Genomic DNA, 21,332 nt, shown 5'->3' on the forward strand with positions numbered 1-21,332 from the left:
TGACAAGAGGTCACGATGAATCTGCAATTTGAAGAGCTCACCACCACGGACGGCGCCCGCCTGGGCATCGCCACGCTGGATGCGGAAAAATCCCTGAATGCCCTGTCGCTGCCGATGATTCTGGCGCTGCAGGACCGCCTTAATGAGTGGGCCAGCGACCCGCAAATCGTCTGCGTATTGCTGCGCGGCAATGGCGAAAAAGCCTTCTGCGCCGGTGGCGACGTGCGTGCGCTGGTCGAGGCCGGGCGTGGGCAGCCGGGCACGGTTCCGCCACTGGCTGCTCAGTTTTTCGCCGCGGAATACCGGCTGGATTACACGCTGCACACTTTTCCCAAACCGCTGATCTGCTGGGGCCACGGCTATGTGCTGGGCGGCGGGATGGGTTTGCTGCAAGGGGCGAACATTCGTGTCGTGACGCCGAGCAGCCGGCTGGCGATGCCGGAAATCAGCATCGGCCTGTTTCCTGACGTCGGCGCCAGTTGGTTCCTGTCGCGACTGCCGGGCAAGTTGGGGCTGTTTCTTGGATTGACCGGCGCGCACATCAACGGCCGTGACGCGCTGGACCTTGGTCTCGCGGATCGTTTTCTGCTGGACGATCAGCAAGAGGAGATGATCGACCGGCTGCTGCAGCTCAACTGGCAGGAGCAGACCAAGGTGCAACTGACCAGCCTGTTCAGGGCGCTGCAACTGGAAGCGGTGGATCAGATGCCCGCCGCGCAATGGCTGCCTCGGCGCGAGACGATCGATGAGCTGCTGGATGTCGCCGACGCACCGAGCGCCTGGAATGCGTTGAAACATCATTTGAATGCTGATGACTTGTTATTGGCCAGGGCGGCGAAAACGCTGACCGATGGTTGCCCGATGACGGCGCATCTGGTGTGGGAGCAGATTGAGCGGGCGCGGCATTTGTCGCTGGCCGAGGTGTTTCAGATGGAATACGCCATGGCCCTTAATTGCTGCCGCCATCCCGAGTTCGCCGAGGGCGTGCGGGCGCGGCTGATCGACAAGGATCAAACGCCTCACTGGCACTGGCAGGACATCGTCACGATTCCGCTGGCGGTGGTGGATGCGCATTTCGAGAAGGCCTGGGAAGGACGGCACCCGCTGGCGGATTTGTCGGAGTATTGAGGCTTGAATTCATGCCTGCATGGACGGTGTTCAAACGGGCGCCTTCCCGGCTAAAGCCGGTCCCACTAATGGAATGCGTACTTCCTGTGGGACTGGCTTTAGCCGGGAATACGTCAGGTGCCACACCGCAAATGTGAGGATGAATGGACGGGCTTCTTCCCGGCTGAAGCCAGTCCTACATTCGAATCGCGTGCATTCAGCGGGATTGGCGGAGATCTCATTGTGGGACCGGCTTTAGCCGGGAATACGTCAGGTGCCACACCGCAAATGTGAGGGTGCCCACACTGGCCTCTTCCCCGCTGAAGCCAGTCAGACATTTGGATGTGCGCCCACGCTGGTGGCTCGGGTCATCCATACAACTCATAAAAAACGGCGCTCGTCGGAGCGCCGTTCTTGTATCACTCAGCGATTGCCGCCACCCGGCCCGCCGTGTCCGCCGCGACCGAAACCGCCGTCTTCGCGGTGATTGCCGCCAGATCCGCCGGGGCCTGGACGTGGACCACCGCCACCCCCGCCGCCCCCGCCTGGATTGCCATGCCAACCGCCGCCGGGCCCTGGGCCATTGCCGCCTCCGGGTCTCGGGCCTTGGGGTGGCGGGCGATAGCCGTTGCCACCACCGTTATAGCCACCCCCTCCGTGGTACCCGCCGCCTCCACCATTCCAGTTGCCGCCGCCATAACCCGGGCGGCCGCCGTAGCCGGGACGACCTCCGCCGTATCCAGGCCCGTAATAACGCGGTGGAGGCGCGTAGTAACGGGGTGGCGGCGCGTAGTAGCGGGGCGCCGAGTAGTAACGCGGCGAGGAGTAATACACCGCCCCTCCGGAATACACCGGAGCGACCGGGCGATAACTGTCGTACACGTAACCACTGCTGTAGCCACTGCTATAGATCGGCTGCGTGTAGCTCTCTGATTCGTAATAACCTCCGTAACAACCTGCCAGGGACAACGTCATCAAAGCGGTAAGCAATCGTCGATACATGGCGGCCTCCCGGACCGCGGTAGAGCTCGAACCAGCGGCGCTGGTCGGCGTTCCCGAAACTGCCGAGAACGTTAACTGAGACTGCGAATTGCAGACCTAGTGCCCCACCGCGGTCCCCAGGCGCCAGACGGCGCCCTGCATTAGTGCACGTCTCGCCCGTCGTCAAACCACCTCCGCCCGCCCAGCTCAGGCGCCACAAGGGTTTGCGCAACTTGGCACAACTCTCGCTTGGAAGAGGATGTGCAGGAGTCACTACAGGTTCGCGGCACCACAATTTGCAATAGCCGACTAGGGTTCCGGCTCGCGTTTCGCGAGTGGCTGGTCCGAGAGTTGGCGACCTCCAGTAGAGGTTACACGGCGGGATAAAAGCCCGGGAGACAGGACACCAGTGGTGTCGCCGTGCTCCTGACCGTCCCTTTTCGCTACTGGAGACACCCCATGCAAAAGTCCCGTCTGTTCAGCCTGCTCACCGCGGGCGTCTTTGCCGCATTGAGCCTCTCGGCCACCGCCGCCCCGAAAAAAGATTTCGACGTCTGCTGGACCATTTATGCCGGCTGGATGCCATGGGAATACGCAGGGACTCAAGGCATCGTCGACAAATGGGCCAAGAAGTACGGCATCCACATCAAAGTCACCCAGCTCAACGACTATGTCGAATCCATCAACCAGTACACCGCTGGCCAGTTCGACGGCTGCACCATGACCAACATGGACGCCCTCACCATCCCGGCCGCCGGCGGCGTTGAAAGCACCGCGCTGGTGGTCAGCGACTTCTCCAACGGCAACGACGGCATCGTCATCAAGGGCGACGGCAAGAAAGTCACCGACCTCAAGGGCATGGACGTCAACCTGGTCGAGCTGTCGGTGTCCCACTACCTGCTCGCCCGCGCTCTGGACTCGGTGGACCTGACCGAAAAAGACCTGAAAGTCGTCAACACCTCCGACGCCGACATCGCCGCCGCTTTCAACACCAGCGAGGTCAAGGCCGTCACCACCTGGAACCCGATGCTCTCGGAGATCAAGGCCAAGCCCGGCGTCACTGAAGTGTTCGACTCCAGCAAGATCCCCGGCGAGATCATGGACATGATGGTGGTCAACACCCAGACCCTGAAAGACAACCCGGCACTGGGCAAAGCCCTGACCGGCGCGTGGTTTGAAGTGGTGGCGCTGATGAACGCAAAATCCGCCGAATCCAAAGCCGCGCTGGAGCACATGGCCCAGGCGTCGGGCACTGATCTGGCTGGCTTCCAGTCGCAACTGGACACCACCAAGCTGTTCGCCACGCCCAAAGAAGCGCTGGAGTTCGCCACCAGCAAGCAACTGCCGACGACCATGCGCAAGGTCGCTGACTTCTCCTTCGACCACGGCCTGCTAGGCGAAGGCGCCAAAGACGCCAGCGCGGTCGGCATGACCTTCGCCAACAGCGTGACCGAAGGCGACAAGGCCAACCTCAAGCTGCACTTCGACCCGAGCTACGTGCAGATGGCTGCCGACGGCAAGCTGTAAAAACCAAAGGTCTTTGCCATGCGCTTGATTAACCGCCGCCCGGATCGCGCCAGTCGCCTGATCCTGGTGCTCCTGCCGTTCGCCCTGTTGCTGTTCGCCTATTTCACGGGCTCGGCGACGCGGCTGACGGAAAACCCCAACGACAAGCTGCTGCCCAGCGCCGTGCAGATGACCGATGCGATCAAACGGGTGGCGTTCGTGCCCGACCAACGCACCGGCGAATACCTGCTCTGGCAGGACACCGGCGCCAGTCTGCAGCGCCTCGCGGTCGGCCTGGCCATCAGCGCCATTGTCGGGCTGTGCCTGGGCATTGCGTCGGGGGTGGTGCCGTTGTTCAGCGCGCCGCTCTCGCCGTTACTGACCGTGGTGTCGATGGTGCCGCCGCTGGCGATTCTGCCGATCCTGTTCATCGTCTTCGGTCTGGGCGAGCTGTCGAAGGTGATGCTCATCGTCATCGGCATCACGCCGGTGCTGGCCCGTGATCTGGAGCAGCGCGCCCGGGAGATTCCGGTCGAACTGCTGATCAAGGCGCAGACCCTGGGCGCCTCGACCTGGACGCTGATCCTGCGGGTGGTGCTGCCGCAATTGCTGCCGCGCCTGTTGATCTCGCTGCGGCTGGTGCTGGGGTCGGCGTGGCTGTTTCTGATCGCGGCCGAAGCCATCGCGTCTACCGACGGGTTGGGTTACCGGATCTTTCTGGTGCGGCGCTATCTGGCGATGGACATGATTCTGCCCTACGTGGTGTGGATCACCCTCCTCGCCTGGCTGATGGACTGGGGCCTGAAAGCCCTCACGCGCAAGGCGTTCCCGTGGTACGAGGGGGCGCGCCCATGAGCTTCATTTCGGTCAAAAACGTCTGGCAGCAATATGGCGATCAGGTCGTGCTAGAAGGCTTGAACCTGAGCATTGCCGAAGGCGAGTTCTGCACGCTGGTGGGCGCGTCGGGCTGCGGCAAATCGACGTTCCTGCGCTTGCTGCTGGGCCAGGAAGTCGCCAGCAAAGGCACCATTCTGCTGGACGGCAAGGCGCTGGCGAAAGAACCTGACTCGACCCGGGGCGTGGTTTTTCAGCGTTATTCGGTGTTCCCCCATTTGTCGGTGCTAGACAACGTTGCCCTGGGCTTGGAATTGCCGCGCTCGGCGTTGCTCGGGCGGCTGTTCGGCGCCGCCAAGCGTGACGCCCGGGAGCAGGCGGCGGCGCTGTTGCACAAGGTCGGCCTCGATCACGCGCTGGACAAGTACCCGACTCAACTGTCGGGTGGCATGCAACAGCGTCTGGCCATCGCCCAGGCGCTGATCATGAAGCCAAGGGTTTTGTTGCTGGACGAGCCGTTCGGCGCCCTCGACCCCGGCATCCGCAAGGACATGCATGCCCTGCTGCTGGAGCTATGGCGCGAAACCAAGCTGACGGTGTTCATGGTCACCCACGACCTGTCCGAAGGCTTCAACCTCGGCACCCGGCTGCTGGTGTTCGACAAGGTCCGCATCGACCCTCACGCCCCCGGAGCCTATGGCGCGCGCATCACTTACGACATTCCCCTGAACAGCGACCGCCGCGCCGCCCGCGTGGCGCTTGATTCGCTGAAAACGGCTTGAAGGACATTGCCCATGACTGATTCAACCACGCTGTTTCCCGTGTTCGCCGAAGAGCTGCTGCCCGGCGGCGGTCACCTCTCGTTTTTGCTCAAACGGGGCGAACTGCTGCGCCTGACCGACCTGAACGGCAACGCCAACGTGAGCCTGACGATGTTCAACGCCCACGAAAAAACCGAGCGCCTGAACCTGCCTGACAGCCTCAAGTGCCAACACACCGCAAAGCTCACCAGCGGCCATTGTCTGTATTCGGACATGGGCCGCGTGCTGGCGGCGATCACCGCCGACACCTGCGGCTGGAGCGACAGCATTGGCGGCGTGCTGTGCGCCGAAGAGGTCACCGAGAAATACGGCCAGGGCCGCTATCAGGAACTGCGCAACGGCTTCTTCCGCAACGGCGCCGACAACCTGCTGGTGGAGATGGGCAAGTGGGGCCTGGGCCTGTCGGATCTGTTGATGACGCTGAACCTGTTCAGCCGGGTCAACGTCGACGATCACGGCGCGCTGGCCTTCGTCCCGGGCAACTCAAAAGCGGGCGACAGCATCGAGCTGTACGCGCCGATGGACACGCTGGTCGTGATGACCGCCCTGCAACACCCGATGGACCCCAACCCCGAGTACGCGCCGCAGCCGGTCCAGCTGAGCTGGATGAAGGCCGATCCCAGCGTCGCCGAGCACTGCCGCACGTCCCGCGAAGAAAATGTGCGCGGTTTCATCAACACCGATCGCCTGTTCGCCTGAGGAGGCTTGCCATGAGCACCGCACAAAAAAACGCCCCCGTTTCCATCACCCACATCCCGGCCGGCGAGCCCTCCCTGACCGAACTCAAGGCCGGGCAGACCCTGCGCTTGCTCGATCTCGAAGGCAATCAGGCGGTCGACACGCTGTTTTACAGCCTCGCCAACCCACGCGAACGCTATGACGTGCAACGCACGTTGCGTCGGCAGAACAACGTTTACCTGAGCAAAGGCAGCGTCCTGTATTCGAACCTGGGCAAGCCGATGCTGACCATCGTCGAAGACACCTGCGGGCGCCACGACACACTCGGCGGCGCCTGCGCCCAAGAGAGCAACACCGTGCGTTATGCGCTGGATAAAAAGCACATGCACAGCTGCCGCGACAGCTACCTGCGCGCCTGCATCCACGACGGTCGGCTGGGCAAACGCGACATCAGCCCGAACATCAATTTCTTCATGAACGTGCCGGTCACGGCTGACGGTGGGCTGACGTTCGAGGACGGCATTTCCGGCGCCGGGAAGTACGTCGAACTGCGCGCCGAGATGGACGTGATCGTGCTGATTTCCAACTGCCCACAGCTGAACAACCCGTGCAACGGCTACAACCCAACGCCGGCAGAACTGCTCGTCTGGGACTGACCGCTGAATACCGCTTCAAAGGTTTAAGGCTTCGGCGCGAAGGACGGCCTTCGTGCAACGCGTACCACAGCGGGACGGCCCGCTACCCAGTGAGGGATTGATCGCTATCGATCCCCGGGGTCTATGCCATGTTCGACAAACTGCTGATTGCCAACCGCGGCGCGATTGCCTGCCGCATCCTGCGTACCCTTCGCGACCTGCAGGTCGGCGGCGTTGCGGTGTACGCCGAAGCGGACGCTGCCAGCCTGCACATTCTGCAAGCCGATGAAGCGCACAGCCTGGGCGAAGGTGGCGCCGCCGGCACCTACCTGGCGGTGGACAAGATTCTCGCCATCGCCCAATCCACCGGCGCCAAAGCGATTCATCCGGGTTACGGCTTTTTGTCCGAAAACGCGGCCTTTGCCCAGGCCTGTGAAGACGCCGGCATCGCCTTCGTCGGCCCGACACCCGAGCAACTGCGGGTCTTCGGCCTCAAGCACACCGCCCGCGCGCTGGCCAAACAACACGGCGTGCCGATGCTCGAAGGCACCGAACTGCTGGACAGCGTGGACGCCGCCTTGACCGCTGCTGAAACCATCGGCTACCCGGTGATGCTGAAAAGCACGGCGGGCGGCGGCGGGATAGGCATGCGCGTGTGCCGCAGCGCCAGCGAACTGAGCGAGTCGTTCGAGGCCGTCAAGCGGCTGGGCCAGAACAACTTCAGCGACGCCGGCGTGTTCATCGAGAAGTACATCCAGCGCGCTCGTCATCTTGAGGTGCAGGTGTTCGGCGACGGTCGTGGCGAAGTGATCGCCCTCGGCGTGCGCGACTGCTCGGTGCAGCGTCGCAATCAGAAAGTCCTCGAAGAAACCCCCGCGCCGAACCTTCCCGCCGGCATGGCCGATGAGCTGTGCGCTGCGGCGATCAAGCTGGCAAAAGCGGTCAACTACCGCAGCGCCGGCACCGTGGAGTTCGTCTTCGACAGCGATGATCAGCGGTTTTATTTTCTGGAAGTGAACACCCGTTTGCAGGTCGAGCATGGCGTGACCGAGCAAGTCTGGGGCGTGGACCTGGTGAGCTGGATGATTCAACTGGCGGCCGGCGATCTGCCGCCGCTGGTTGAATTGCGCGCGGTTTTACAGCCAGTCGGCCATGCGATTCAGGCGCGTTTGTACGCTGAAGATCCGGGTCGGGATTTCCAGCCCAGCCCGGGTCTGCTGACCTCGGTGCACTTCCCCGCCGCCGACGGCAAACACCTGCGCATCGACACCTGGGTCGAGGCCGGGTGTGAGATTCCGCCGTTTTTCGATCCGATGATCGCCAAGGTCATCAGCTGGGCGCCGGACAGGACGTCGGCCAGTGACGGTCTGGCCCAGGCCCTGAGCAAAACCCGGCTGTATGGGATCGAGACCAATCGCGACTACTTGCGTCAGATCATCGCGGACGTGCCGTTCGCCAGCGGCCAGCCGTGGACGCGGTGCCTTGAGGGGCTGACCTATCGCGCCGACACGTTCGAGGTCCTGAGCGGCGGCACCCAGACCAGCGTTCAGGATTATCCGGGGCGCCTGGGTTACTGGGCAGTGGGCGTGCCGCCGTCGGGTCCGATGGACAGTCGCTCATTGCGTCTGGGCAATGCTCTGGTGGGTAACGCTGAGGGCTGCGCCGCACTGGAAATCACCATGAGTGGGCCGACGCTGCGCTTCAACATTGATGCGGTCATTGCCGTGACGGGCGCGGTCATTCCGCTGACGCTGGATGGCGTAGCGCTGCCGATGAATCAATCGTTGCTTGTTTCTGCTGGATCGACCTTGGTGCTTGGCACCATCGCGGGCGCCGGTGCCCGCAGTTATCTGTGCGTGCGGGGCGGGCTGGACGTGCCGGATTATCTGGGCAGCAAGAGCACGTTCACCCTGGGCCAGTTTGGCGGGCACGGCGGACGGGCATTGCGCGCGGGGGACGTGCTGCATATCGCGCCTTTGTCTGACCGCAGCGCAGGCGAACGGCTTGATCCGAGCCTGATTGCCGCGCTGCCGGAGGTACGAGACATTCGGGTGATCTACGGCCCCCACGGCGCGCCGGAATACTTCACCGAGCGCTACATCGAGACCTTCTTCGCCACCGACTGGGAAGTGCATTTCAACTCCAGCCGCACCGGCGTGCGCCTGATCGGGCCGAAGCCGGAATGGGTGCGTGCCGACGGCGGCGAAGCGGGTCTGCACCCGTCGAACATTCATGACAATCCATACGCCATCGGCGCGGTGGATTTCACCGGGGACATGCCGGTGATCCTAGGGCCGGACGGGCCGAGCCTGGGCGGCTTTGTCTGCCCGGTGACGATCATCGAGGCGGATTTGTGGCAGCTCGGGCAGCTCAAGGCCGGGGACAAGGTGCGGTTTTATCCGGTCAGTCTCGACGCGGCCCGCTCGCTAAAACTGAACACCGATCTGTGTAGGAGTGAGCTTGCTCGCGAAGGGGCCGGTACATCCGATGGATCTGTGGCGGCTGGGCCATCGCATTCGCGAGCAAGCTCGCTCCTACAGGGTTTAGCGTTGACCTCACCTGTTGTGTTGCCACAGGGAGCAGCGTTGACTTCGCCGGTTGTGCTCGACATCGGCAAAGACGATACCCGCCTCGTTGCTCGCCTGTCCGGCGACACCCATCTGTTGCTGGAGATCGGCGCGCCGGAGTTGGATCTGGTGCTGCGCTTCCGCGGCCATGCGCTGATGCAGGCGCTGGAAAGCAAGCAGCTCAACGGCGTGATCGACCTGACGCCGGGCATTCGTTCGCTGCAAGTGCATTACCAGCCTGAGCAACTGCCGCTGAAAACGCTGCTCGATGTGGTCGCCGGCGAGTGGGACGGCGTCTGCGCCAGCAAGAATCTGGAGGTGCCGTCGCGCATCGTTCATCTACCCTTGTCCTGGGACGATCCGGCCTGCCAGTTGGCCATCGAGAAGTACATGACCACCGTGCGCAAGGACGCGCCGTGGTGCCCGAGCAACCTGGAATTCATCCGCCGCATCAACGACCTCCCAAACCTCGACGAAGTGCACCGCACGGTCTTCCACGCCAGCTACCTGGTGATGGGGCTAGGCGACGTCTACCTCGGTGCGCCGGTCGCCACGCCGCTGGACCCACGGCATCGGCTGGTCACCACCAAATACAATCCGGCGCGCACCTGGACCGCTGAAAACTCTGTCGGCATCGGCGGCGCGTACATGTGCGTCTACGGCATGGAAGGCCCGGGAGGTTATCAGTTCGTGGGCCGCACGTTGCAGATGTGGAACCGCTATCGCGCGGTGGCGGCGTTCGATGGCAAACCGTGGCTGCTGCGGTTTTTCGATCAGATTCGCTTTTATCCGGTCAGCGCCGACGAGCTGCTGACCATCCGCCGCGATTTCCCCCTCGGTCGGTACCCGCTGCAAATCGAGCACAGCACGCTCAATCTGACGGAGTACCAAACCTTCCTGGCCGAAGAAGCGCAGAGCATCGCGGCATTCCGCAACCAGCAGCAGAGCGCGTTCAACGCCGAGCGCGAACGCTGGATCGCCAACGGGCAGGCCTCGTTCGAGAGCGACGAAGCGGTGGCCGAATCCACGGAAGAAGCGCCGCTGCAAGACGGGCAGACCAGCGTCGACAGCCACATTGCCGGTAATCTCTGGCAGGTGCAGGTCAGCGTCGGCCAGCGGGTCGAGGCAGGCGAGACGTTGGTGATTCTGGAGTCGATGAAAATGGAAATCCCGCTGTTGGCGCCCCACGCCGGTGTGGTCAGCGACGTCCGCGTGCAGCCTGGCTCGGCGGTGCGCGCCGGGCAACGGGTGGTCGTGCTGGACGTCGGCTGATTGGCGCTTGATGTTCCTTGCAGCTTGCGGCTTAACGCTTGCAGCTTTCATAGAGGCATAAGACGCGGTGGCATACGCGATACATAGTTACCGCCATTGCCACCCGGCATCGCGCCATAGTGGGCATCTTTCCACGTGGCGCGATTTTTCATGAACGACCGCAGCAGCTCTGATTCCGCGAGCGGCCTTGATCTCCTTTCCAACGACACCCTGCCCAATGGCGGGGATTTCAGCGTTTCGCCGTTCGCGGAACCTTTGCGCCCGGCTGAATCCCCGGTTCCCGTCGCCGCGTCCGCCAGCGAAGCTTACGGGATTAACCACAAGCGCTTGATGCGCCAGGCCGTCAGCCCGGTCGCCGAGTTGTTGTACGGATCGGTCTGGGTGTTGAAGGCCTGGCAACTCGATCTGGCGTTTCCGCCCTCGGTCGTCCGCCATCTGGACCGGCGGCTGGAGGAAACGCTACAGGCCAGATTTGGCACGCCCATTGACCTTGATGAGCTGCACGTCAGTTTTAGCACCGCGCTGGAGCCGGCCGTGGAAACCGACGGTCGGGAGCGTTTCGAGCTGCGCCTGACGTTACGCGAGCTGGGCCGGGAGACGCTGAATCCGCCCGGACTCCTCGCCCTTCGACGCTGCGCCGAGGCTGATCGCCCGCTGTCGGCGTCGACGCCCACCCTGACCGTCTCGGCGTTTTTCGAGCTGCTCATCGAAGCCCGATGGACACTGGAATATGAGCAGGTGCAACGTCAATTCTGGGAGCATCACGGCGACACATGGAAGAGGCTCGCCGAGCTGGCGTTTCTCGATGGTGTGACCCGTTTGCATTCGCGCAAGCGCATGGATAACGAGGGCCATACGCTGGCACTTGATGCGCTGGGGCTCACACGTTTCCCGCTTGGTGTTCAGGACCTGCAGTCGGCCGGACCGCCGGCACGCTCGGTCGTGCGCGGGGTGGCGCTGAAAGGCGAGATCATCCCCGGTATCTTCCATCTGCGCTCCAATACCACGGGGCATTGCTATGTCCACGTGCTGGGCAGCGCGCCCCTGTGCCATGAGTACATCAGCGATGAGGCGCCCTGGAAAGCGGACAAGGTGCTGGAGGCGATCAACGCATCGGCCTGGCATCGGCTGAATCTTTCGCTCGATGGCACGCAAATCACCCTCACGCTGGCGGCGCCTTCGGACGACGTATTCACTCAACTGCGTGTCGCCCAGCAACGCTTTTGCGCTGCGCGACTGACGGGCATCGATGCGGTTGAATCAACCGACGCATTCATCGACGACGACCACGCGGCGCTCATGCCCATCGAGCCGGCACTGGCACTGGTCAGCGCCCTCGATCACTGGCAGCACCATGAGCCGCTGCTGGCGCGAATCCCGACCCCGCTCGGGTTCGCAAACCGGCTCATGGGCCAGTGGCTCAGGCAGGTGTCCCCCCGACTCAAGCCCGTCCCGTTGAAGCAAACGCACACGCCGATCACAGACCCCCGGCGTGTATTCATCCGCTACCTGCCCGGCACGTCAAGGACGCCGTGGGGCCACCCGCGAATCGCAGCGGCGAACGTGATCGTCGCGCCGGATGAAACGCCCGTCACGCTGAGTCAGGCACTGTTGAGCCGGTTCAGGGCGCTTCAGCCCCAGGGCTACGATGATGAAGGCGGTCGCTGGGTCGTCTACGCAGATCCGAGCGGAAACGGGGCCTGGTCGCCCGAGGCGGAATTGAACATCAGCGCCGCCAGCGTCGAGGCGTACATTCAGGGCGTCGATTTTCTGGGACTCATGCAGCATCGACTCAATCAGTTTTGGCGGCAGCAACGCACTGACATCGAGCGTTCGCTCTGGTCGACCTTCGTCAGCCAGGCGCTGCTGGCCCTCAAGAGCGGCGATCTTTCCATGGACAGTTTCCAGAGGGTGATCGATGCCGTGGAGCAGGCCCAGCAGGTGCCTGCGCCAGAGGCGCCGATTCTCGTTGCAGAACGGATCCGCTGGAGCGCTGTGGGCTTTCACGTCAGCAGCGGACTGCCACTGAACTCCCACTGCCCTCCCTGCGTGGGCTTGCTGATGATCAGCGCGCCCGACCAGGAAGGCGGGGTGCTTTATCAGGCCGGGCAGTCCACGCCGTTCGTACCATTCAGTGATCGTCAGCAGCTCATCGACCACCTGACTACCGCTGCAGCCAACCCTGCATGGCGCGAGACCGTGCTCAATTACATGCCGCGCCGTTTTCACGCCAGGCTCGGTTATATCCTCGAACTGTGGGGCGGGGTCCGAGTGCCGGCCGAACCGGTGTCGATCCTGCGCCCCTGGACCGAGCCGCTCTACAGCCCGGACACCCATGCCGCCCGGCAGCGTGAGCTGTGCGAGCAGGAAGTGTCCGGCTCGCCCATGGCGTTCATCTGTGAGGGCCTGCGTCTTAACAGCCAGTACGACGCCGAGGACAGCATCGTGACCGACCGCGAGCAGGCACTCGGCGCCTGGATTCAACACCTCAATCGCCTGCAACTGTTATTGGCACCCATGGCGCTCGTGCTGCCGGCGGCCTCCATCGCGGCGCTGACGGCCAGCGCGGCCAGCGTTGCGCTGGGCATTCAGGCCGCCAACCTCCCCGGCGACCGTCAGGAGGAACGGCGCCAGGTGATGTTCGCCATTCTGTCCTTGGGGTTATTGCACATGGCACCGGCCACGCCACGACTTTTTCAGGCGTTCCGCAAACTCGCAGCGCCTGCCACAGCACTGGGCCGAGGGCTGAGTCGAGTGAAGACTGCGCTACCGGCACGCAATTTCGGCGACTGGCTGCGCAGGGCGACCCACCCACGCAAAACGCTGCTCAAGCCGTTCTTCAATGGAGCGGGCCTGATGAAGACGTGGAGCGTGGCGGGTAATGCCGAATTCGGCACGTCGTCGGTTCAAGTGTGGAAGCTGGGGCGCAAATTTCTGCTGTGGACATCGGACCGGACCCAGGCACGCACCCTGGTCGTCAGCAGCCACGGCTACTACTTGCCATGGACGCGCACGACGGCCATTCCCAACGGCACCGAACTGCGAACTTACGCGCCCCACGGTCACGAGCTGGTCGACCCGATGCTGCACCGGATCGCCAGCCAGTCGGTGCGGCCCTACGCCCTGCTGAACACTGCGCAGCCGGTGCCCGGCCCCGGCGTCGGGCCCTTTCCGGACATGTTCGCCCGGGACACGCTGATGGCCGGCACCTCGCTGCCCGGGCGCATCAAGAATTACACCCTGGCGAAATTTCAGAGCGAACACTATGAAAGTTATCGGGACATCAGCCAGATCGTGCGCAACAGTCATCAACCGCCGCTGCCCAGCCTGCTCCCTGCAACGCCCATGGATGTGCTGACCGTGCGCAACCGGTTCGGTATGACCCGCCCGACCCTGGAGGATCTGTTCGGCGAACTGAGTCGGCAGGGCATTCACTACGACAACATCCTGCTGGTGCATTGCCGCTGTCCTGCCGTGGGTTCTATGCTGGGGCGCGCGCCCTCTTTCGTCGCCCCGCAAGGCCAGTCGCCGATTACCCCGTAGGCGCGTTGCCCGGGATCACATGCTCATGGCGCGAGGCAGGGCCGCGCGCTAGCATTGGCGGCACTCAAAGGCGGCGCTCTACATGGACACTCACATCATCGACACGAGCATCTGCCCCGTTTGCGGCGCCAGTAACCGCTGCACCCTGGCTGATCCGCGCACAGCGGATCAAGCCTGCTGGTGTTTTACCGCCGAGATCGACCCGGCGGTACTGGCAGCTCTACCCGAAGAGGTCCGTGGACAGGCATGCCTCTGCCCGCGATGCGCGGGCCTTGAAGCGGCGAGTCGCGATGCGTCTTGACCGTTTCCTCAGCAACCTGCCCCGCTTCAGCCGCAAAGAGGTACGACTGGCACTGATCGCAGGCCGTGTGCAAGTCGACGGGTTGCGGGTAAAAAACCCGCTGCATGAGGTCCGCGAGTTCAGTCAGGTACGGATCGACGACGAAGTCCTACAGCACGGTAAACCGGCGCGGTATTTCATGCTGCACAAGCCTCCGGGCTGCGTCAGCGCAACCGTCGATCCGCAGCACCCCACCGTGCTCGACCTGCTTGAGGAACCCGACAAGGACGACCTGCACATCGCCGGCCGCCTGGATTTCAACACCTCCGGGCTGATGCTGATCACCAACGATGGGCAGTGGTCGCGCCGCCTGACGCAGCCGATCACCAAACTGGCGAAGGTCTATGACGTCGAGACCGAAGACGACATCGGCGCGCACTACGTCGAGAAATTCGCTGAAGGGTTTTATTTCGCGTTTGAAGACCTGACGACACAGCCTGCCGAACTGACGATTCTGGGCAGTCACCGCGCCCGGCTGAGCATCGTTGAAGGGCGTTACCATCAGGTCAAACGCATGTTCGGCCACTTCGACAACAAGGTGACCCGGCTGCACCGCGAGAGCATGGGACCGCTGAGACTCGACCCGGCGCTGGCCCCCGGACAGTACAGAGCCCTGAGGCCCGACGAAATTGCGTTGATCTGAAACCTGCGTCCAATTGCCTACCTGTCACGAAACACGTGCAACGTGTCTACGCGCACCCCGTTTTTTCGTCAGGAGACATGGAGATGAAGCCAGAAATCACTGTGCTGGACATACAAGGCCAGTTCCGGGTTTACACGGAGCTCTATCGCGCAGACGCCGCCGAGAAGACCATCATTCTGGTCAATGGCTCGCTCGCCACGACCACCTCCTTCGCTCAAACCGTGCGCAACCTTCACCCGCAATTCAACGTCGTGCTGTACGACCCGCCTTACGCCGGCAAATCAAAACCCCACAATGCCCATGAACGCCCCCTGACCAAGGAGCTGGAAGGTCAGTTGCTTCTGGAGCTCATCGACCACTTCAACGCCGAACTGCTGCTGTCGTTTTCATGGGGTGGCGCGGCGGCGCTGGTCGCCCTGGCGCACCGGCCCAAGCGCATCGAGAAAGCCGTGATCAGCTCGTTCTCCCCTGTCATCAGCGACCCGCTGCGCGACTACCTCGAGCGCGGCCGGCAACACTTCGCCGCCTACAATCGCCATGGCGTCGGTGAGTTACTCAACAGCACGCTGGGCAAACACCTGCCTTCTCTGTTCAAGCGCTACAACCACAAGCACGTCAGCTCCCTGGATCTGCACGAGTACGCGCAGATGCACCACCACATCAACCATGTGCTGGACGCGAGCAATCATCCGCAGATGAAAGCGGCCAGGCGCATCAATGTGCCGGTGCTGTTCATGAACGGTGTGTGGGACGAGTACACCTCGGCTGCCGACGCCCGGCACTTCGCCCACTACATTCGCGACTGCCATTTCAGCACCATTCAGGATGCGGGGCACTTTCTCGACATGGAGAGCAAGGCCGCGTGCCTGGCATCGAAAGATGCCCTGCATGGGTTTCTGACGCCCGCGCCCGGACCCCGGCGCATTCATTACAGAACGGATCGGTCGCAACAGGCGTTTGCGGTGTGATTGGAATGGGAAATGATAGGGCAGCAGCCGGGGAAGGAAGGGTTTGCTGCAGAGCCTGATGAGTGCCATTGGACGGCAAATCAGGGGGCGGCCACACGGATTGGGTCGGTGAGGCATTTAACGCTTCAATTCACCCGCCGCATCTGGTACAAAGTCAGCCGCTCCAAAGGCGTCAGGTTAAAAGCGGGTATAGTTTAGTGGCAAAACGAAAGCTTCCCAAGCTTTAGTTGAGGGTTCGATTCCCTCTACCCGCTCCATCTCCCCCAGTGTTTCCGGGCTTTTCAGCCGCCCTCCTCGCTCTGAATCAAGCTCGATTCCTGCCTCGTCTTCTAAAAGACCGACTCATACCGCCGCCTTCTCAGGCACCGATTTCGTTACCGTTAATCCCCTGCCCTAAATCCGCAGAACAGATTTCTCGCACCCTGCCGATACAGAGAAACCAGTTGCTCAAAATTCATCCATCGAGCGACGAAATCTCAAGGCAGTGACGATCATGCAACATATCCCCTTGGCAACCTTCGAATCCATTGGCTGCGCTGAGTGTCGAAATCTCGAAGGGCTGGGTTTCGACTTCACCATGGCTTTCCAACCTATCTTCAACGTCACCACCGGAGCGCCCTTCGCTTATGAGGCGCTGGTCCGTGGTCTCAACGGCGAGTCCGCCGCGTTCATCCTGGGTCAGGTCAACGACGGCAACCGCTACCGTTTCGATCAGGCGTGCCGGGTCAGGGCCATTGAGCTCGCTACCCAGCTGGGCCTGCCCGCGATTCCAGACTGCAAGCTGAGTATCAATTTCCTGCCCAAAGCGGTGTACCGCGCAGAGACGTGCATTCGGGCAACGCTTGAGGCGTCTCGGACGTTCGATTTTCCGGTGGATCGGCTCATGTTCGAAGTCACCGAAGGTGAGCGCGTGGATGATCCGAATCATCTCAAATCCATTTTTGAGGAGTACGAGCGGCAAGGTTTCACCACCGCTATCGATGACTTCGGATCAGGTTATTCCGGCCTCAACATGCTGGCGATGTTTCAACCACAGGTCCTGAAGATCGATATGGCGCTCACCCGTGACATCGATCAGGACGCCGTGCGTCGGGCGATTGTTGAAGGGATTGTGCTGGTTTCGGGGCGGCTGGGAATCACTGTCGTGGCCGAAGGCATCGAGACCTGCGAAGAGCGCGATGCCCTGCTGGATCTGGGCGTCGAGCTGATGCAGGGCTATCTGTTTGCCAAACCCATGATCGGCCGTTTGCAACCGATGCCGGTGGAGCTGATATGCGGCTCGGACGCTGTCGACGTGGCCTGATTCACAAGTGCCTTGGACGTTGCAAGGGTTGCAGGCCAGTCGTGGGTGCGATGCGTCAATCCGCCGCGTGGGTCGCTGCCTGTTCGATCAACGCGGCCACTTCCTGCGGTCGGGACTGGTACACCGAGTGACTGGCGCCGTTGATCTCGATGGTGTGGCTGTTGGCACGCTTGGCGTACATGCGCTCAAGGTCCGGGTTGATGATCCGGTCTGCCCCGGCCACTGCGTACCAGCTAGGCTTGGTTTTCCACGCGGGCACGCCAGCGGGGGTGGTGAACACTGACGCCGCGGTCAGCTCCTGGGAAATGGCTTCGAATTCAGCCTGAGCCTTGGGCAGGTCAGCCGCGAAGTCCGCCGGATAGAATGCTGGGTCAAGGGACAGGAAGCCGTCAGCGGTTTTCTTCACCGCTTTGGTGGCATTGGGGTACAGCTTGCCGTTCTGCGCTTCGGTTTCACCCTGATCCAGTGCGTGGGCGGCGATGTACACCAGGCCCACGACATGAGCGTCATTGCCGACATCCGTGATGATCGCGCCGCCGTAACTGTGGCCGACCAGAATCGTCGGGCCATCCTGCTGGTCAACAATGCGCTTCACCGCCGTTACGTCATCGGCGAATGACGTCAATGGGTGTTCAGCGATCGAGACGTTGTACCCGTCCTTGCGCAGGATCTCGTAAACCGGCTTCCAGCCCGCCCCGTTCACAAAGGCGCCATGCACCAGCACGATGTTCTTCACCGGGGCAGCCTGAGCCGCACCGGCAACGCCCAGCGCCAGGGCGCCCGCCGTAAAAACGCTTAGAAGTAATGACGCGTTGCTTCTTTTCATGGGGTGCTTCCTCAGTGTGCAGTCATGGTCGGGGGCTCGACCGGGATAGCTAACGCCTGGCCCCGCTCTTCGCTGTGAACCATTGAATGCGCTGCACGTATCTGCAATGTGTCGCTGAAGGCGAGCTTTCAGTCAGCACGTATCAGCAGGGGGTCTGAATACACAGGTATACAAAGCTCCCGTTTTTTGTGGGACTGGCTTTGGCCGGGAAGAGGCAAGTGTGTTCGCCATCAGCTTTGCAGCGTGACGGCTGACGCTTTCCTGGCTAAAGCCGGTCCCACAATGGAGGCCACCGCCAGTCCAGCTGAATGCATGCAATCCAAATGTAGGACCGGCTTCAGCCGGGAAGAGGCAAGTAAGTGCGCTGCACCAGTAAACCGGACTAAAACTTTCACCCACAAAAAAGCCCGGAAAACTCCGGGCTTGTTCATTCCACCAACGCTTACGCCGCAATGCTCGGCGACGACAGGGACTTCTTGTACTCAGCCTTCATCGCTTCCATCTGCGCGCCAAGTTCTTCCAGCTGCTTCTCGCCCAGCAGCTTTTCAGCCTGCGGGAACATCTCTTCCTCTTCTTCCTCGATGTGGTGTTCCAGCAGCTCTTTGACCACTTTCACACGACCCGAAAATTCCGGGGTGGCAGGGTCAGTTTGCTTGAGGTCCGGCAGCACCAGAGCGTCAACGGTGCGGTGCTCTTCCTTGGCTTCGTAGTACATGATGTCCTGCTCTTTGCCGCCCGCCTCTTTAAACGCCGGATAGAGAATTTCTTCCTCGATCTTGGTATGGATGGTGATTTCCATTTCCAGCTTGGCCAGCAAGTCAGTGCGCTTCTTAACGCCGCGCTCGGTGGACTCGCTCAGTTGAGTCAAGATGGCTTTTACACGTTCATGGTCGGCTTTCAACAGTTCGATGGCGTTCATGTTGTTTCCTCTGGATCACGGTAAGCGGATCGATCTAAGCGCCGACCCTGCAGGTTCGTGATGAGAGTTGCATCGACCGTGCCGATGTAGCGAGTTATCCAAAAGCTCAGTGAATCAAGCAGTTAGACGAACAGGGAAAATGCGAAATCGTGCAGGCTGCATGAAACTTCGCAAATGGATAGTGCAGTTCACGAGTTGCTATCCGGCCGATTGAGCTCCGGCAACACCAGAGCTCAAATGGCGACGAGTCGTGTCATTAGTGCGCTTTAGCGGCAGGTACTAACGCCGTTCGCTCTTGATAGGCTGGCAAAGAGGCCGCAAACGCCATGGCTTCTTCGCGTGTGGAGAATGAGCCTAATCGATCACGGTGGGTGCAGACCCGCCAAGGCCCGTTGTTCACGTTAATCACATCGTAACCGTTGAAGTGCGTCTTGCTGAGCATTGCGGTATGCATGGTCATCTCCTCTCATTCAAGAGAGTGTTATGGGTTGACGGATTAAACCTTACACCCGTCATTCACTCTATAGACGTTACCGAGACCAGCGGCACGCTCCTCAAATTGTTCGAAGCCGGGATGCCGCGTTGACAATGCCGACCTGGGTTTCTATAAGTCCCCTCCGTTCTGGCGTCCGGTCAGTACCTGCTCACCTGAAAGCGAAGCGAGATGATGGAATTCACGGATTTTGATGCCGAACTGGCCGACTGGAACACGCTGCAAGCCGTCAATCCCTGCTCGGGATTGCTGCTGGGCAACGGGGCCAGTCTTGCCGTGTGGAAGAACTTCGCCTACGACTCGCTATTCGAGCTGGCGCAGACCACGCGCAACAAACCCTTGAGCGCCACCGTGCTGGCGCTGTTCAAATCCATGGAAACGGAGAATTTCGAGCCCGTACTCAGCGGCTTGAAAGTCGCGATGCGGGTCAATGCGGCGCTGACGATTGGTTCGTCATCGCCACGCAACCGCTATTTCGCGATCAAGGAAGCCCTGATTCATGGCATCCGCTCGGCGCATATTCCGTGGCGCCTGATGGAAGCGTCGACCATCGCCAGGATCAGCGAAGCCCTGAGCCAGTATCAGACGGTGTACTCCACCAACTACGACCTGCTGGCGTACTGGGCAGCGATGCATGGCGCGCAGCCGTTCGATGATCTGTTCGACGATGACGCTGTGTTCAACCTGCACCGCACCGACAGCCACGCCACGCGCATTTTGTACCTGCATGGCGGCATGCACCTGGTGAAGAACTTCGATGGCACGGCGCGCAAGTTGCTGTCTTCGGAGAGCACGCTGCTGGGCAGTTTCGCGATCAACGCGCTGGAGGATGTGCCGCTGTTTGTCTGTGAGGGCCGTAGCGACGACAAGATGAAGATCATCCGCGGTTCGGACTATCTGTCGTTTTGCCACGCCCAACTGGCGCAGCATGAGGGCGCGCTATGCGTCTTCGGCCATTCGCTGGGCAAGCAGGATCGACACATTCTCAACGCCATTCTCCAGGCCCGTCCCAAGCGCATCGCCATCTCGGTATTGCCGCGCAGTGACGCCTTCATCCAGCACCAGAAACGCCGCTACAGCGAACTGTTTGAAGGGCAGCACATCCAGCTGACATTCTTCAACGCCACGACCCACCCATTGGGCGATCCGGCGCTTGCGGTGCCGGTGGGAAGGCTGAAGGAAGCGTTGGAGTTAAAGAAGAGTTGAGGGTTAGCGCGGCGAGTGCTCATATTCCCAACCCCGACAGGCCAATGCCACGTGCTTGGGGATAAGTGCAGCACCGCTGCTGTAAGCAGTAATGGTTCGACGCGTAAAGCCCAGCTCGATGGCCGCTGCCGAGAGCGAGAGGTTGTTCTTTGCCATCCACTGTTTGAAGTCGCGCGTCGGCATGACTTCACCGGCCTGCTCCAGCGCGAGCCGGTGAAGCGTCGATGTAGACAGCTCGATATCATTCCCCCACGACACGTCGAACCCCCAATCACCCACAGTCACCTGACTGAACAGCGTTTCATCCTTCAGCGGCACCAGCGCTTCAAATTGGTCGATGTAGGCCGACAAATCAACGGTATGACGCTTGCCGTTGTTCCAGTCGAGGATCAACGAGCGGCTGTTCGCGACAGGTTGCGCAGCGACGATGCGTAATTTGCTGGTCATGCCTCAAGTCCTCCGATTCTGCTCACACCAGATACGCCACAAGTCCCGGGTATGATTCCTGGCCCACTGCAGCGCTTCTTTCAGCGCCTTCCCCTCAGCGCCCCTGCCTAAGACCCTTAAACCGTCAATCTGCACGAGTGACTCCCCGTCAGGCGTCTGGACATGGAAATGGGGCGGGGCATGGTCGTCCGGATAGATTTTGATCTTCCAGTTGCGATTGTTATGTACGGTAGCCATGGCGGG

At 61.6% G+C, this 21,332-nt stretch carries 19 protein-coding genes, 1 tRNA gene and 1 riboswitch; of the genes, 14 read left to right on the forward strand and 6 right to left on the reverse strand.

All coding sequences use genetic code 11. The features are described 5' to 3' along the window. Nucleotides 1–15: 15 nt before the first annotated feature. Nucleotides 16–1,128 (forward strand): enoyl-CoA hydratase/isomerase family protein, encoded by a 1,113-nt coding sequence (locus tag ACYASU_RS03390; RefSeq protein WP_463581948.1) that lies wholly within the window; start codon nt 16–18, stop codon nt 1,126–1,128. Between the two features lie 402 nt (nt 1,129–1,530). Here the strand turns inward: ACYASU_RS03390 and ACYASU_RS03395 are convergent, their stop codons facing one another. Further along, nucleotides 1,531–2,109, reverse strand: a complete 579-nt coding sequence (locus ACYASU_RS03395; protein WP_346627120.1) for a hypothetical protein — start codon at nt 2,107–2,109, stop codon at nt 1,531–1,533. Nucleotides 2,110–2,386: 277 nt separating this feature from the next. Further along, nucleotides 2,387–2,488, forward strand: a riboswitch (guanidine-I (ykkC/yxkD leader). 59 nt (nt 2,489–2,547) lie between these two features. Between ACYASU_RS03395 and ACYASU_RS03400 the strand changes: the two genes are divergently transcribed. The 12 genes from ACYASU_RS03400 to ACYASU_RS03455 all read left to right on the forward strand — a co-directional run bounded on the left by ACYASU_RS03400 (nt 2,548) and on the right by ACYASU_RS03455 (nt 17,198). After that, on the forward strand, nt 2,548–3,615 hold the full coding sequence (locus tag ACYASU_RS03400; protein ID WP_192171651.1) for a putative urea ABC transporter substrate-binding protein: 1,068 nt from the start codon (nt 2,548–2,550) through the stop codon (nt 3,613–3,615). Nucleotides 3,616–3,633: 18 nt separating this feature from the next. Beyond that, complete coding sequence (locus tag ACYASU_RS03405; RefSeq protein WP_463581949.1) at nt 3,634–4,449, forward strand: ABC transporter permease; 816 nt, start codon at nt 3,634–3,636, stop codon at nt 4,447–4,449. Then, the gene (locus ACYASU_RS03410) at nt 4,446–5,210 is read left to right on the forward strand and encodes an ABC transporter ATP-binding protein (protein WP_237250399.1); all 765 of its coding nucleotides are present in this window, start codon (nt 4,446–4,448) and stop codon (nt 5,208–5,210) included. Before ACYASU_RS03405 ends, ACYASU_RS03410 begins: the two co-directional genes overlap by 4 nt. 12 nt (nt 5,211–5,222) lie before the next feature. Beyond that, on the forward strand, nt 5,223–5,948 hold the full coding sequence (locus ACYASU_RS03415) for an urea amidolyase associated protein UAAP1 (protein WP_346630747.1): 726 nt from the start codon (nt 5,223–5,225) through the stop codon (nt 5,946–5,948). A gap of 11 nt (nt 5,949–5,959) precedes the next feature. Then, the gene (locus tag ACYASU_RS03420; RefSeq protein ID WP_282366121.1) at nt 5,960–6,583 is read left to right on the forward strand and encodes an urea amidolyase associated protein UAAP2; all 624 of its coding nucleotides are present in this window, start codon (nt 5,960–5,962) and stop codon (nt 6,581–6,583) included. Between the two features lie 128 nt (nt 6,584–6,711). Beyond that, nucleotides 6,712–10,401: an urea carboxylase gene (uca, locus tag ACYASU_RS03425; RefSeq protein ID WP_463581950.1), complete on the forward strand. Its 3,690-nt coding sequence runs from the start codon at nt 6,712–6,714 to the stop codon at nt 10,399–10,401. 150 nt (nt 10,402–10,551) lie between these two features. Then, nucleotides 10,552–13,944 (forward strand): dermonecrotic toxin domain-containing protein, encoded by a 3,393-nt coding sequence (locus ACYASU_RS03430; RefSeq protein WP_463581951.1) that lies wholly within the window; start codon nt 10,552–10,554, stop codon nt 13,942–13,944. Between the two features lie 82 nt (nt 13,945–14,026). Beyond that, nucleotides 14,027–14,245, forward strand: a complete 219-nt coding sequence (locus ACYASU_RS03435) for a cysteine-rich CWC family protein (RefSeq protein ID WP_463581952.1) — start codon at nt 14,027–14,029, stop codon at nt 14,243–14,245. Further along, nucleotides 14,235–14,927, forward strand: coding sequence for a pseudouridine synthase (locus tag ACYASU_RS03440; RefSeq protein ID WP_463581953.1), 693 nt, complete (start codon nt 14,235–14,237; stop codon nt 14,925–14,927). The genes ACYASU_RS03435 and ACYASU_RS03440 overlap by 11 nt, the downstream gene beginning before the upstream one ends. A gap of 83 nt (nt 14,928–15,010) precedes the next feature. Beyond that, nucleotides 15,011–15,895, forward strand: coding sequence for an alpha/beta fold hydrolase (locus ACYASU_RS03445; RefSeq protein WP_463581954.1), 885 nt, complete (start codon nt 15,011–15,013; stop codon nt 15,893–15,895). A gap of 183 nt (nt 15,896–16,078) precedes the next feature. After that, nucleotides 16,079–16,152: transfer RNA gene (locus tag ACYASU_RS03450), tRNA-Gly, on the forward strand. A gap of 236 nt (nt 16,153–16,388) precedes the next feature. Continuing rightward, nucleotides 16,389–17,198 (forward strand): EAL domain-containing protein, encoded by an 810-nt coding sequence (locus tag ACYASU_RS03455; protein ID WP_463581955.1) that lies wholly within the window; start codon nt 16,389–16,391, stop codon nt 17,196–17,198. 55 nt (nt 17,199–17,253) lie between these two features. Here ACYASU_RS03455 and ACYASU_RS03460 read toward each other — a convergent pair whose 3' ends face one another. From ACYASU_RS03460 to ACYASU_RS03470, 3 genes are all read right to left on the reverse strand, one after another. Beyond that, nucleotides 17,254–18,024 carry an alpha/beta hydrolase gene (locus ACYASU_RS03460; RefSeq protein WP_463581956.1) on the reverse strand — a complete coding sequence of 257 codons (771 nt, stop codon included), beginning with the start codon at nt 18,022–18,024 and terminating at the stop codon, nt 17,254–17,256. A 442-nt stretch (nt 18,025–18,466) separates the two neighbouring features. Further along, the gene (locus tag ACYASU_RS03465) at nt 18,467–18,943 is read right to left on the reverse strand and encodes a hemerythrin domain-containing protein (protein ID WP_463581957.1); all 477 of its coding nucleotides are present in this window, start codon (nt 18,941–18,943) and stop codon (nt 18,467–18,469) included. Between the two features lie 256 nt (nt 18,944–19,199). Then, entirely contained in the window at nt 19,200–19,397 is a 198-nt protein-coding gene (locus ACYASU_RS03470; protein WP_346630759.1) for an SPOR domain-containing protein, read from the reverse strand. Between the two features lie 210 nt (nt 19,398–19,607). Here ACYASU_RS03470 and ACYASU_RS03475 point away from each other — a divergent pair, with 210 nt between their 5' ends. Further along, nucleotides 19,608–20,642, forward strand: a complete 1,035-nt coding sequence (locus ACYASU_RS03475) for a DUF4917 family protein (protein ID WP_463581958.1) — start codon at nt 19,608–19,610, stop codon at nt 20,640–20,642. A gap of 3 nt (nt 20,643–20,645) precedes the next feature. On the opposite strand, the gene ACYASU_RS03480 is transcribed toward ACYASU_RS03475, so the two are convergent. After that, nucleotides 20,646–21,089, reverse strand: a complete 444-nt coding sequence (locus ACYASU_RS03480; protein ID WP_463581959.1) for a DUF2442 domain-containing protein — start codon at nt 21,087–21,089, stop codon at nt 20,646–20,648. 3 nt (nt 21,090–21,092) lie between these two features. After that, complete coding sequence (locus tag ACYASU_RS03485) at nt 21,093–21,326, reverse strand: DUF4160 domain-containing protein (RefSeq protein WP_463581960.1); 234 nt, start codon at nt 21,324–21,326, stop codon at nt 21,093–21,095. Between the last annotated feature and the right edge of the window lie 6 nt (nt 21,327–21,332).

It is taken from the genome of Pseudomonas sp. HP_12, from assembly GCF_055283955.1.